Source organism: Bradyrhizobium sp. USDA 326 (genome assembly GCF_049739485.1).
Taxonomy (GTDB): Bacteria; Pseudomonadota; Alphaproteobacteria; order Rhizobiales; family Xanthobacteraceae; genus Bradyrhizobium.
In genome coordinates, this window is sequence record NZ_JBMGQA010000001.1 from 3,800,529 (window position 1) to 3,813,789 (window position 13,261).

Here is a 13,261-nt window from a genome sequence, read left to right on the forward strand (position 1 = left end):
TCTTTTTCTTCGGCGATCTACCAATGCTTCCGATCTTGGCCGAGCTTACCAAATTTGCGCGACAACTATGGGCGCACCACGCGCGTTACGACAGACCAGGCGCCACACGATCTGAAGCTAGTGCTCTGTTCCCACTAAGCGACTCCGTGCAAGAGCCTGATTTCGGAAGCGGTTGCCAGCTGATTTCAGGCCTGTAGAGGCGGTGCGCGCGGTTGAAACATGGCTGACGCACCGACGTCACCTGTGCAGGTAGAACTAGAAACATTCTCTAAGTCTCGCCGCGGCTTAGAACCGACCAGCCTCCGTGTACAGGGGACGCCACTTTGTGAGCTTCGAGTTTCTTCTCGTGTGGAGCTCGTCATCGAGGACGCGAACGAGACGATCTAACGAATGATTGATGCGACGCTGGCTTTCCGACGGTCGCGGTCTCCCAAATGGCTGGTGCAGGAAGGCCGTCCGGTACTGATGCGGGTAGCATGTCGCCTTCAGCCCTAGGCCGAAGAGTCATGCTGATTGTTCTGTTGATCCTCGGCCCTGGCTGAGCTCGGTTACAAAAGCAGGACCGCGGATGCCTTGCCCGCTCAGAGCTGAGAAGCTCTCGGGATCGTCGCGTGCTCTGGAGTGCAGAGCTTGCAATTCTTCGCATTGCGATCTGCTGCCTGAACCACCTCCATTGGGTTGGCGGCTCAACCAGGAGGAATGAATGCTGCCGGACGCGCTATGTGGGTTTCTGGATGCTGGCCACGCGTTGCCAACATGAGTGCGTATAACAAGAGAAGAATTAAGAGGCCGCGCATATCTAAGGAGTCCTGAAGCGAGGACAATTGTGGAGCGGATAGTATCCGGTGTGTTTGTTGTAGACGATGGACCAACAAAACTGCGCGGAACAGATGCGCTGTATTAGGCGGCAGACGATTTGCCGGAGTGTGAAAGTGCTGGCATCAGCTGACAATCTCGACCTTGCCGGTGCCGATCCGATACACGCCCCCGACGACCTTCAGGCGGTTCTGCTCGACTGCGGCGTTCAGAATCGGGCCCGTCGATTTAAATTTGTTGACGTTGTCAATCACATTTTGTCGGGTTGCTTGGGCGAACGCGTCGCCGGCTTGGTCGCCAGTTGCTTTCACTGCAGGAGAAAGTGCAGCGACCAGGGATGAAATGTGCCCCGGCGGCCGCTTATCTTCATGGAGCGACTTGATCGTGGCGTCTATCGCACCGCAATGATCGTGGCCAAGTACGAGGATCAGCGGCGTGTTGAGTATGGCAACCGCGTATTCCATACTGGCGAGCGTATCATCGTTAGCGAAGTTGCCGGCGACGCGGCAGACAAACAGATCACCTAGTCCGCTGTCGAAGACAAGTTCGGGGACCACACGGGAGTCGGCGCAGCTCAGAACCGCCGCATATGGATTTTGTCCCTCAACCAAGACCAGCCGCTCGCGCCTGAAATCGTCGATTCGTGGTGCGCCCTGGACATAACGATCGTTCCCGTTCAGCAGCCGATTCAGGGCAGCATCTGGCGAGAGTACGTTGTTTGGCTTGGGCGGGCCTTTTGCTTCCTTCGCGTCGACAATCTTATTGCCGAACCGCAGGAAAACTGTCGAAGCAGCAAACAGCAACAGTGACCGCCGCGAACGCACGTGCTTGGCTAAATGGTATATGTCTTGAGAATGGGCTGCTTGCATGTGTCGCCTCATGGCACGGCCTTACGCCACCCGGTGGCTTCGGCTTCCGCTTCGCTGCAAAGCCAGCGTTGGCCGCGCTTCTTCGTCATGTCGATTTGTTCGTAACCGGGTTGCCCTGGCAGGTAATAAATGCGCTCGCCTCTGCGCTCGACTGTGCCTTTTATCGGGCACTCGGGGGACGGCGGTTCCAATAGCAAGACGGATCCAAGCAGGACTTCCTGAGCGTCGACCGGAACCGACGTCGCGCCCACGATAATCGTGCTCCTATTGCGGCGACGCCAGTCCCAGGGCGCGATGAACGCGCCGGACCACAGCCCCGCATGGGCTGTGCTGGCCACCAACTCATAAACAACGTATGTATGGTGAGATGCAAAAGCCGATAGTGCCAAGCCCGAGCGTACCATCCAGGCGTTTATATCCTCGCCTTCGATGAAGCAGCTGCCGAGGGCTCGCCGATACTCATCGACTCTTCCGGTATGACAATCCCACGTTCGTCCATTCGAATGCTTGATGAGCTCGTCGCGAACAGCTACGCCGCAGGCCCATTTTTGGCCCTGTGCGTCGAGGCAAATCTGATCGGTCTCAGGAGCTTCGATGCCTGAGAGCCGAACGGTGGTTTTCTCGATCTGGATCGTATTTCCGTCGAGGATGCGCGGAGCACCGCTGAGTGTCGCGGCGGAAACCGGAGATGTGATGAGAGCGATCAATGCGAACATAATTCCGCGGTGCTTCATCCCGACAATAACCTTTCGCTCCTGGTCCATGTTCACGCGCACGATACGGTGCCGATACATTCGATTGCTCGACCGCAGATGTCCATTCCGCCGGCTTCGATGTGTGCCTTATGAGAGCTTCGCGTGAGTTCGAACCTACGACCTGACGCTGCGTAAGGATCAAGAGATTTCTTCCCGTGTGCGTGCGGCGGTATCCTTCGAGCATCGGCGGCTCTCTCACCGCGAGCGTGCTGTACCCTCTGGACGTAAGGAGGAGATTCTCATCGCGTGGCGCCGAACTCGGGATGCTGGACAAGCCCGAGCCTTGGAACGCTGTGCTCCCTCCTTGCAAAAATTGAGCGGCTATGAGGCGTCGGTGCTTGCGGCGGAGTCAGGCGTTGAGGAGCAACCTTGCCATTGTTGGTGACGACTTCCATCGGCAAACCGGACAGTTCCGACGAGGGCGAGGAAATGCGCCCCAAAGTCTTGTCACGAAAAAGATGCTCAAAAAGGATCTGCTCTGGCTCGCTCTGACCGGTTTAGACAAAGACGTGATGGAGTTCAGCCTCAACGCTCGCCGCGTAAATGAAGGTTTCTTGTTCGAGCAAACCGCGCAAATCCGTTCCTTGTTACGCCAGACGAGATGATCGTTGATACCAATCGCATTATGGCATTTGGCTCCTCCGCGCGGCACCATAGTCGTTAGTGCTACTGCCCAGACGTGTGTACAAGAATTGAACTGTTTATGGCTCAGGCGCTACGGGCCGCCGCTCTTCGGTAGTGACGGTTCCCCGCGATCTCAAGTGACTTACCCAGGAGCGCTGGCATCAGTGCCCGTTTTCTCCAGGAATTGAAAAGGCTGCGATATTGAGCCGCGGGCTTTGCCGTGGATGCACCAGGCGTGGGCAAGCTGCCCACGTGTTCGGACAATCGCGAGTGCCATGCAATTCGTGTGAGGTTTAAGTCCACAATACGTGTTTGCCCATCGCGTACTTCGGGTGAATAGCTCTGGTGCGGTTTAGCCGACTCAAGCTACATCATTCTAAAGCACATCACTACATAATGGGAATGACATGGTCGCAGTCGTTCGGGAAGTACCGGTCTCATCTTACGCGCTTGAAGTAGATGGCCAACTCAGAGCCGAATTCGCAACCAAAGACGGTGCCACCGCAGGTGGAGCAGAATTAAAAAGGCGGTTTCCCATGCTTAAAATCCGGGTCTATGACGTGCAGACGAATGAGTGCGAGGAAATCTACGGCTGAGTCAGTGCGGTAATCGACGTTCTTGCGTACTGCTCCGGAGCTTCCCGCCCTGCGCACTCGGAAATTGGCAGGCGCTCAGCGGGTATGCCCGGGGTTGCTACCCTGTAACTTCCTGTTTCGTCTCAGCATCGGTCCCTAGTGCCGGCTCAAAGTCGCTAAGCTCACGCTCCTGCGTATGCCGCGCAATTACACGATGCGCGGCGCGCACCCCGAATCGGCTTGGCCGGAGGCATCTCCAAGGGCTCTAGTGAAGAATGCATGAGAGCTGGTTCCCCCGCAGTTGGTGTACTCTAACAGGGTGGAGTGCAGGCGGGCAAACCACATCTCGCAAACTAGTACGCGCCACTGAGCTCGACACCTGGCGGAAAAACGCAATCGTGCTGCTCGACCTTCCGTACGACGGGCCGAACTGCTGCGAGAAAGGCAGGCGGACTGTTGCGGAGCCGTTAAACAACGCAACTGCAGAGCGCGTGTCTCTTGCAGTTAGTACGAGGCGTTCGACCGTGCGGCAGCTGCGGTGCGGTGTTGCTCTGCGCGACCGTCTGCTAAGGCCTTCGCTCTCCTGAGTCTTGCTCTTCCTTTGGCTCGGTTCGTTGGAACCAGGAGCCCGGAGGAAATTTCGCGATGCGCTTGGCAAAAGAGGATTGTGGCTCCCAATCTTGGCCTTCGCTCTTCTCAAAAGTGATGACCCCGTTGTGTGTAAAATAACGTGGTCCTTGGATATCGCAATTCACCAAGAGCAGAATGCGCCATAGATCGCCTTTCTCGTTCGGCTTGTCATTCTGCTTGGGTAAGTAGTCTACCCCAACAGGTTCAATGATAGTGCATCGGCCCTGCCGCAGAAGATCGCCGAGCCGGCCTTGCGGCGTAGTCACAAAGTTGAAGTTACTTGGATCATGCAGAAAGCTAAGGTTTGCGTCCCTTTCACCATCTGCGACTTCTTTGGCGATCAACGAGAGCGCTAGGGCACGCCAGCCCAATTCCATCGGCTTCGCATAGGTTGACGCAAGCTCAGTCGTACCGTCGAGCGCGACTTTCCAGGTGATCGCGTACTGTTCGTCTGATTTGTTGTCTCGGTGCCTGGTCCACGAAACGAAAACATGGTCGCTTTCGCCGAGTTCAGCGACCCCCCACATCTGAGGGACGAACTGTGCCACCTTCGAGACATTCGAGATGATTTGTTCTATCGTCTCACCATCTTGCGCTCGCCAAGTTGACTTAAGTCTTTCGACAAGGGGGTTGTCGCTGGCGCGAATAGTGTTGCTCATGGCAGCCGGCCAGCCTAGGCAGATTAAAAGTCCGCCCAGGCGAAGCCATAGCGCGGGTCTTCCCGACATTCTCTTCATAATCCTCCGCCTATCGCGTTTCATCCATACATCTTTCAAAGCGGTAACCTTGAACCTGCTATGAGCGAGCGCAAGAAGTTTACGGAGACGCGACGGGGCACCCGCGGCTGTCCCACGCGGGCAGGCGCTCCCCTCTATGTCACGCGCCCCTAACTTCCCTAGCCAGCGACAGCGTCAATTGGCTGAGCTGGACATCCCCAAGCAGAAGAGACTGGGCATGTCGAGGGGCTTGCATTCTTCGTGCCAGGCAGCAGGCAGAGATTTGCATGGGTTTTATGTCCCTCTTGTCCACTTTCCGACCTGCGCACGGTTCGATGTTTCCATTCAGTGTATCGGCCGTAGCTCGATGCCAAGTGCCTGATGAGAATCGGGAGTGCGTTTGCCGTCATTGAACCGTGTGGTTCGCTATAGTTGCCCGTCGGCGTTCGGCCTACATGATGGCTGGCGATACGAAGCCGACTTAATCGACGAACTTTGAAGTCTGGCTGGCACGAAAATCAACCTGCTCGCCGCGTATGTGGCTAGATTGCGCCGCCTGCCTTGACGTGTTCAATGGGGATCCTCTAGTCGAGAAAATAGCTGGCCAGCGGATGTGCTGGGCGAACCGCTGGAAGTCGGAAGCCGCATCGAATGCATTCTGCTCGAAACGGCGGTAATCGCCGCCGCGCGGGCTGGTTTTGTCCCTTTCATTGATGGGGCGGGCGGCGTCGCCTCAAGGCAGCTCCGAGTCTCACTCCCACATCTGAGACAAGGACATCTCTGATTGCGACAGCTCTGTTTAGAGAATCATAGAGATGCACGGTCATTCGCCTACTAGATGTCTCAGATTAGCGTGCCACAAAATCTGAGAGGTTGACGGAAGAGTCCTCCTGCCGATAATCGAACTCGTCGAGGTTCTCCGAATCCCGCTTGATCCGGAGCTAAGAGGGAAGCCGGTCCAAATGCCGGCGCTGCCCCCGCAACTGTGAGCTGCGAGCTACTGTCCAACGATGTCACTGAAGCCCGCACGGCTTCGGGAAGGCCGGACAGCAGCGACGACCAGCGAGCCAGGAGACCTGCCCCGACGATAGATTGGTCCACGGGCGGGGTGTCTCGGTGGTGCGCCAAGCAGCCGTCGCGCGCGCGACTTCCTCTGCCTGCGTCCGCCATGGCCTCTGTCCCCAACAGGGGTTTACACTATGTCTCTTCTCTCTCTTCCGGTTGCTACGCTCGGTACGCCACGCATCGGTCCAAGGCGTGAGCTCAAATTCGCTCTTGAAAGCTACTGGGCGGGAAAGATCAGCGAACAGCAATTGCTCGAGGACGCATCCGGTCTGCGCGCAGCGAACTGGGCCCGTCAGAAGTCTCTCGGCGTTACGATCATTCCGTCGAATGACTTCTCGCTGTATGATCAGGTGCTCGATACAAGTGTCATGGTTGGTGCTATCCCGGAGATCTACGCCTCGAAACGAGAATACGTTTCCCTCAAGACGTACTTCGCCATGGCTCGCGGATCACAATGCGACGACCAGGATGCGAGTTGCGGTCTGGGGCCGCGGAGGTCTGGCGCACCCGCGCAGGAAATGACTAAGTGGTTTGACACCAACTACCATTACATGGTTCCCGAGTTTTACAAGGGACAAGCGTTCAGACTTTGCTCTCGCAAACCCATTGAAGAGTATGAGGAAGCAAAGGCTCTTGGCTTTCAGACCCGCCCTGTCCTGATCGGGCCGATCACATTCCTAAAGCTCGGCAAGAGTGCCGATAGCGCGTTCCAGCCCCTCTCCCTACTCGATGATCTAATACCGGTCTATATCGAGGTTCTGCATGAATTGGCCGAACGAGGGGCAAGTTGGGTTCAATTTGACGAGCCCTGCCTGGCCCTTGATCTGGATGAGGCGGCGCGAAAATCATTGCTACATGCCTATAACCGGTTCGCAAAGGAGGGACCGGCTATCAAAATCATGGTTGCCAGCTATTTCGGCGAGCTAGGCCACAATCTGGATACCGCATTGAGCCTCCCGGTTTCCGGTCTGCACCTCGATCTGGTCCGAGCGCCAGAGTTGTTGGATCAGGTCATCGCTGTCGGCCGAAGTGACCTCGTCATGTCGCTCGGGGTCATCGACGGCCGGAATGTATGGCGGTCGAACTTGTCGTCGCTCCGTCAGCGGATGGAGCCCGCGATTGCGAAGCTCGGCAAGCACCGTGTACAGCTCGCCCCATCCTGCTCGCTGCTTCATGTGCCAGTGGACGTTGAACTCGAGACCGGGCTCACGTCCGACGTCAAGAGCTGGCTTGCTTTCTCGGTTCAGAAGATGCGTGAGCTTGCGATCCTGGCGCGAGCACTCGCTGGCGACCAGAATGTCGAGCTCGCTCTCGCCGATTCGGAATGCGCTGCGACTGCCCGGCGGACTTCGCCCAAGATCCATGATACCAATGTCGCTGTGAGGATGAGGGCGATCGACCAGACAATGCGCCGGCGCGCCAGCCCATTTGTCCGTCGTTCCGAGATCCAAAGGGAACGCTTTGGACTACCAACGTTTCCCACCACGACAATCGGATCGTTTCCGCAGACCACAGAAGTCCGAAATGCTCGTGCGGCGCATGCGCGAGGTGCGATGAGCGACGAACAATACGACGAGTTTATCAAGGAAGAGATAGCCCGCGCCGTACGTTGGCAGGAGGACATCGGTCTTGACGTCCTCGTGCACGGCGAATTTGAGCGCAATGACATGGTGCAGTACTTTGGCGAGCAACTCGCCGGCTTCCTATTTACCAGGAATGGATGGGTACAGTCTTATGGTTCGCGCTGCGTCAGGCCTCCGATCCTGTTTGGCGATGTAGTGCGGTCGAAGCCGATCACTGTGGACTGGTGGCGCTACGCGCAATCACTAACTAGCAAGCCAATGAAGGCGATCTTGACCGGACCGGTCACGATCCTGAACTGGTCGTTTGTTCGCGATGACATTCCTAGAAGCGAGGTCTGCCGCCAGCTTGCGCTCGCGATCCGCGACGAAGTCCGCGATCTCGAGAATGCCGGTGCAGCCATGATCCAGATCGACGAAGCTGCACTCCGGGAAGGATTGCCATTGCGCCGATCGGCGTGGAAGGCATATCTCGATTGGGCGGGAGATTGCTTCCGCATTTGCTCATCGGGCGTTGCCGATCAAACGCAAATCCATACACACATGTGCTACTCGGAGTTTAACGACATCATCGGTGCAATCGCTGCAATGGATGCGGATGTCATTTCGATCGAAACGTCGCGGTCGAAAATGGAGCTACTGGACGCATTCAGCAAGTACGAATATCCAAATCAAATCGGACCGGGCGTGTACGACATCCACTCTCCACGCGTTCCGGAGGTGGGCGAAATGAAGGAGCTGATGGTGCTGGCTCGGACGCGTTTGCAGGAATCGCAGCTCTGGGTCAATCCGGACTGCGGCCTAAAAACTCGCAATTGGGAGGAGGTTCGGCCTGCCCTAACCAACATGGTCGTTACCGCCCGCGAACTGCGTGCAGCATCCGATCCGCAAAACCATTGATCCCGCGCTCGGGTCTGTTCTCGACCAAGCGAATTCGCTTGTGCTCATTTGCGTTCTCCACAATCTCGAGCAAGCCTTGGGCCAACAAAAATGCCTAGCCCGGCTTGGTGGTCCGAACGAGGTGCACCCGGAGGAACGACGCAGACGCGTCGCGCTACTTGGCCGAGAGAGAATAGCCGACGGTTCATCAAGGTGAGAACATTCGCCGAAAATATGGACTCATATCGACACGTTTATCGTAGCTCATTATGACGTGGTAAGCGATCGTTGGTTTGAGATTCAGAATCTACACAGAGGTGTGTCGCTCGCGAGTACATTAGGAACGGTTGCGACAGCAATGCGAGGAGTGATGCCGGACGGTCACCGCACGCCCCCACCATAATCGGTCCCGCTCGGACATGTTTCCCGTCAGGCGCTCTCATGCGATGAACTCTACATAGTGTCCGACGAGAGGACGCCGAAGCCAGTTCCTGCCTCAACTCACGCCAATCTATTTTGCAGGATCGCCGCCGCTATCCGGGCCAGATACGCCAATGCGTCGGCTGCACGGCGACGTGCTCTCCGGTATTCGCGTTGATCCATCCGCCGAACACCCGGCGACAAGGAAAGATCACCCGGTGAATTGAATTGCCCTCGATCACGGCAATCTCCAGATCCTGATCGAAGGGCGGCGTGATTTCGAGCCGCTCCCAGATCGAATCGCCACTGGATCCTGGACGAAGTTCATCGCTGCGAGCTGACAAATGCAGACAACCTTGTGAACATTACGAACATCGCTTGGCTTCCGCGCGAACAGGCTCTGCCCGACTCGACCGGACGGCGCGCGGTCTCTATGGCGTGAGCCGCGGCAGAGGGCAATCGGCCGTGGCATCGTTGGTACGGAACACGATCCGCTCGCGAACCGAAATATTTGGATTTCTGCCGGGAAACAAGGCCTGAGCTTCCGTCAAATCGATCTGGGTCAGCTCAATACCTCGGCTGTTGGTATTTGTAACTGTTCTGCACGAACTAAACTGGTCTGCAGCTCCGGCAATCCGGCCCGGAGCGGGGTAAATGGTCCGGCTTTCTGTCATGTCACGTCTCTTGTTGGTGAGACATCTCCGTGTTCTGCAGCGTCATCGCGTGGGTGTGCAGGCGACCTCAGCCGCGCTCTCGCGCGCGTAGCACGCGCTCCAGCGAGAGCGCGAAGAATTCGGTTGACACCATTAGGATGGACGTAGCTTCGCTCCGAGCCCATAATCGGGCTTGTCCGCAGGTCGATAAAGTAGACGCCATCGCAAGCGGCGCAACTTATCATGTGCAGGTCATTGACCCGCGGCTCGGCTGCGCCCGGAAGGAGTCCTAAAAAGTGATCGCTGGTAGCCGGACATGAAGGCATCATAGGCTCAAGTCGTTCTTTCCGCCATGCGTCTGACCTTACTAGAAGATCACTTCTATTAGGACGCAGCCGCCGCAGCATTGATGCGGGTCAAAAGGCTGGTCCGTCCGGGAGTGGTTGAGCTCGAGCGGTCGCTACGTGCCGCAGACGCTCGCGTTGGCAGTCGACATGTCCGAACTCGGGCGTCCGCCAGGGCCTGGCGCTCTCTGCAACACGCCAGCGTGTTGATTTGAGGCGCAACTCACGCTTCATGGGCTACGGCAGCATTTTTCCTCATTGCTCCGTGCACGCGGATGGTCAAACGATTGTTCGCCTTTCATTGTCGGTAGCCTTGCCGAGGCTGATCCACCCTTAGGGTTTGGCACTGAAATCCGAACCTGGGCTCGTCGAAACGTCGGCTGCGACAAGCCTTATGATCGGCTTTGCTGTGCCGGCTGCTGGTGGACCGTCGGGTGCAAGATCGGGGTTCCTTGCCTGATTGCCGCACGATCTCCTGCGCGTAAGTGCATGTTGCCCTCGATCGTCTCTGCGAGACAATCCTCGATCAAAGACTTGATTTTGCCGGTCGGCGGCATGAGGCTCCTGAGAGGCGCTGCCCCTCGGCTCAAACGGTCGTGCGATACCGCAGGTAGGACAGACAGGCCGTCGCTATTCTTCGCGACAACAAGCGGCTCGCGCGCCGCGCTGTTACATCTGGATCTATCTTCGGAGGAGCAGACAGACCTCTTGGGGTGCTGCTTGAGGCAGATCAAATACTCTCGGTGCGAATGGCAGAATAGTGGATAAGCGAACCACGGGAAGAGAGGGGCATGCCTTCATTTAATGTTCGGTTTATTAAGACCGTTTGTGACGATACTGGCGGCGAGCATCGTGCGTGCCAGGCAGCATTCAAGGTCGATGCCGCCTCCCTGAGTGCTGCTGCTCAGCAGGCGGAGACTGATTTTTGCAAGCAAAAGAGTGTCCGCGATTGGACAATCTTCGCCGATGTGTTGGAGCTTCGAACCCCACCTGCATTAGCTAATCCGTCCACATCAGCCTTTCGAGCATCCCGCCAGGACGAGCTCTCATGAGCAAGCAAGGGTTTCGCACTTCCTGAATGTTCCACGGAAGCGGGACTTCTTCAGCACCGAACAAGGCTCGTAGTTCACGGGCGCGAGGTTCACCGGCGTGCTCGCCTGTCATGGCATCGCCACCAGAATGGACGGCTTGCTTGCCCGGCGCGACAACGTGCTCGTCGAGCATGCCTATGAGACTGTGTCCGACGCCCGCGTCTCGATCGGACGATACCTCGCCTTCTACAATGGCCGGCGTCCGCCTTCGAGCCTTGGCGGCGGCGCTCCGGATCAAGCTTACTTCCGGCCGCTGCCATTCCGTGCGGTAGCCTGATAACGTACAGAGTCTTTCGCACTTTCAGGATTGACGGCTTCTTCTAGAATGAAGGAGCTTTGAATGAACGATGGGAATGCCATGGGTCAGGTGATCCAAATTGATGAGGCCCGGATTCGAGATCACCTGGGCGAGATGGTCCGCGGGACAGTGGAAGAGACACTGAACGCGATGCTGGAGGCCGAAGCGGACCAGCTGTGCGGTGCTGGGCGGTATGAGCGCAGCCCGGCGCGGCAGGACACGCGGGCAGGCAGCTACGAGCGAACGCTGCAGACCAAGGCGGGCGACGTCAATCTGAAGGTTCCGAAGCTACGGCGGCAAACCTTCGAGACGGCGATTATCGAGCGCTACCGGAGGCGGGAGAGCTCGGTTGAGGAGGCGCTGATCGAGATGTATCTGGCCGGGATTTCGGTTCGGCGGGTCGAAGACATCACGGAGGCGCTGTGGGGCACCCGGGTCAGCCCGAGCACAGTGTCGAACCTGAACAAGAAGATCTATACCAAGATCGAGGCGTGGCGGAATCGCAGGATCGAAGGCGAGCATCCGTATCTCTACCTCGACGGCATCGTGATGAAGCGCAGCTGGGCTGGTGAGGTTCGCAACGTGTCGCTGCTGGTGGCCTCGGCGGTCAATGCTGAGGGGTTCCGGGAGATCCTCGGCATCTGTGAAGGCGCCAAGGAGGACAAATCCGGCTGGTCCTCGTTTCTGCGGCATCTCGTCGATCGCGGTCTCAAGGGCGTGCAGCTGGTGGTTTCCGACGCGTGCCGAGGTCTTGTCGAAAGCGTTGCGGATTATCTGCCGGAGGCACGCTATCAACGCTGCATGGTGCATTTTTATCGCAATGTCTTCAGCCACGTGCCGTCGACCCGGGTCCGCGAGGTGAGCCACATGCTCAAGGCCATTCATGCCCAGGAGAGCCGCGCCGCGGCCGACGAGAAAGCCAGGACCGTCATCGCGGATCTGCGGGCCAGCCGTATGGCCAAAGCTGCTGATCTCGTCGAGCAGGCGGTTCACGAGACGCTCGCCTACTATGCCTTTCCGGACATCCATTGGCGGAAGATTCGAACGAACAATCCGCTCGAGCGCATCATGAAGGAGATCCGGCGACGAACCCGTGTCGTCGGCGCCTTCCCCGACGGTCAATCCTGTCTCAACTTAGCGGCGGCCCGGCTGCGGCACATTGCCGGAACGGCGTGGTCGACCAAATGCTACATGAACATGCGACCGCTCTATCAGCCACAACTCTCTGAAACCGGAGCCGTCGCCTGATCAAAAGTGCGAAAGATTCTGGACAGTACCGGTAGCCTTACTATGGCAGACGCTCCACTTACACAATCGGCACAGATCGGCAGTCGGTCTATGGAATCTGAAGGCACGGCCAATATGGGGTAAGCGTGACCTTAAATTCGGTACGACGAGTGGTCGAGATTGAAGGAAGTCGTGGTGGGTGCGGCCACCAATCATGCGGCTCACGATCGCGAACTCTCTTGCGATCTATTCCTTTATATCAATCTTAAGCTTCGCTCGGCGTGGTATTATCCGCGTTCTCGTCGGCGGCAGCAGCTACGCAAGCTGGTGCACGGGTCCGCCACCGGATCAAGAACCGCTATCTCGACGAACTGAACGAGGACGTCGAAGGAATTGTGTGAACACGTTGCGGGAGCTTAACGCGACCGTGCATCGACCGATGACTTTTTGCTCGTGCGGTCTTGCGAGGTGACCGATCGCTTGCCAGAAGCAATGCGCAACTGATAGTCGCGCCCGAACCACTCAAAAGTAATTCCCCAGCTTACGAGGATGACGATCTGCTGTTGTCCAGTCTTTACATAGATATCAACGTCCTTTCGGTCTCTCCTGACGTCGTTTTGGTAAACGACGCCTGCCCCGAACTGGCCCGGATCCTGGAACATAGTCGCGTTCAGGTCGTCCCGGCTCGGCACCGCCATAGGTGGATCTTTATCGGGGGC

General features: G+C 57.4%; 10 protein-coding genes, 1 pseudogene and 1 riboswitch. Of the genes and pseudogenes, 5 read left to right on the forward strand and 6 right to left on the reverse strand.

Annotated elements, in window-relative coordinates; all coding sequences use genetic code 11:
• Nucleotides 1-941: 941 nt before the first annotated feature.
• Both ABIG06_RS17845 and ABIG06_RS17850 read right to left on the reverse strand, forming a co-directional pair.
• Nucleotides 942-1,685: a carbonic anhydrase gene (locus ABIG06_RS17845; RefSeq protein WP_245333208.1), complete on the reverse strand. Its 744-nt coding sequence runs from the start codon at nucleotides 1,683-1,685 to the stop codon at nucleotides 942-944.
• Between the two features lie 8 nt (nucleotides 1,686-1,693).
• On the reverse strand, nucleotides 1,694-2,479 hold the full coding sequence (locus ABIG06_RS17850; RefSeq protein ID WP_245333207.1) for a thermonuclease family protein: 786 nt from the start codon (nucleotides 2,477-2,479) through the stop codon (nucleotides 1,694-1,696).
• A gap of 317 nt (nucleotides 2,480-2,796) precedes the next feature.
• On the opposite strand from ABIG06_RS17850, the gene ABIG06_RS17855 reads away from it, so the two are divergent.
• Nucleotides 2,797-3,045, forward strand: coding sequence for a hypothetical protein (locus tag ABIG06_RS17855; RefSeq protein ID WP_124163825.1), 249 nt, complete (start codon nucleotides 2,797-2,799; stop codon nucleotides 3,043-3,045).
• Nucleotides 3,046-4,205: 1,160 nt separating this feature from the next.
• On the opposite strand, the gene ABIG06_RS17860 is transcribed toward ABIG06_RS17855, so the two are convergent.
• Nucleotides 4,206-4,928 carry a nodulate formation efficiency C protein gene (locus tag ABIG06_RS17860; RefSeq protein ID WP_245333206.1) on the reverse strand — a complete coding sequence of 241 codons (723 nt, stop codon included), beginning with the start codon at nucleotides 4,926-4,928 and terminating at the stop codon, nucleotides 4,206-4,208.
• A 952-nt stretch (nucleotides 4,929-5,880) separates the two neighbouring features.
• Nucleotides 5,881-6,083: riboswitch (cobalamin riboswitch) on the forward strand.
• 101 nt (nucleotides 6,084-6,184) lie between these two features.
• Here ABIG06_RS17860 and metE point away from each other — a divergent pair.
• A complete protein-coding gene (gene metE / locus ABIG06_RS17865; protein ID WP_124163823.1) occupies nucleotides 6,185-8,530 on the forward strand; it encodes a 5-methyltetrahydropteroyltriglutamate--homocysteine S-methyltransferase in 2,346 nt (781 codons plus the stop codon).
• A gap of 512 nt (nucleotides 8,531-9,042) precedes the next feature.
• On the opposite strand, the gene ABIG06_RS17870 is transcribed toward metE, so the two are convergent.
• Both ABIG06_RS17870 and ABIG06_RS17875 read right to left on the reverse strand, forming a co-directional pair.
• A complete protein-coding gene (locus tag ABIG06_RS17870) occupies nucleotides 9,043-9,273 on the reverse strand; it encodes a hypothetical protein (protein ID WP_245333205.1) in 231 nt (76 codons plus the stop codon).
• 87 nt (nucleotides 9,274-9,360) lie between these two features.
• On the reverse strand, nucleotides 9,361-9,603 hold the full coding sequence (locus ABIG06_RS17875) for a hypothetical protein (protein ID WP_124163822.1): 243 nt from the start codon (nucleotides 9,601-9,603) through the stop codon (nucleotides 9,361-9,363).
• A gap of 1,114 nt (nucleotides 9,604-10,717) precedes the next feature.
• Here ABIG06_RS17875 and ABIG06_RS17880 point away from each other — a divergent pair.
• The 3 genes and pseudogenes from ABIG06_RS17880 (at nucleotide 10,718) to ABIG06_RS17890 (ending at nucleotide 12,563) form a co-directional block, all read left to right on the forward strand.
• Nucleotides 10,718-10,978, forward strand: coding sequence for a hypothetical protein (locus ABIG06_RS17880; protein ID WP_124163821.1), 261 nt, complete (start codon nucleotides 10,718-10,720; stop codon nucleotides 10,976-10,978).
• Between the two features lie 37 nt (nucleotides 10,979-11,015).
• Nucleotides 11,016-11,294 (forward strand): annotated as a pseudogene (locus ABIG06_RS17885) (IS3 family transposase); the annotation flags it as partial.
• A gap of 81 nt (nucleotides 11,295-11,375) precedes the next feature.
• Nucleotides 11,376-12,563, forward strand: coding sequence for an IS256 family transposase (locus tag ABIG06_RS17890; protein WP_199752527.1), 1,188 nt, complete (start codon nucleotides 11,376-11,378; stop codon nucleotides 12,561-12,563).
• Between the two features lie 395 nt (nucleotides 12,564-12,958).
• On the opposite strand, the gene ABIG06_RS17895 is transcribed toward ABIG06_RS17890, so the two are convergent.
• Nucleotides 12,959-13,240, reverse strand: a complete 282-nt coding sequence (locus ABIG06_RS17895; RefSeq protein ID WP_199752469.1) for a hypothetical protein — start codon at nucleotides 13,238-13,240, stop codon at nucleotides 12,959-12,961.
• Nucleotides 13,241-13,261: the final 21 nt, after the last annotated feature.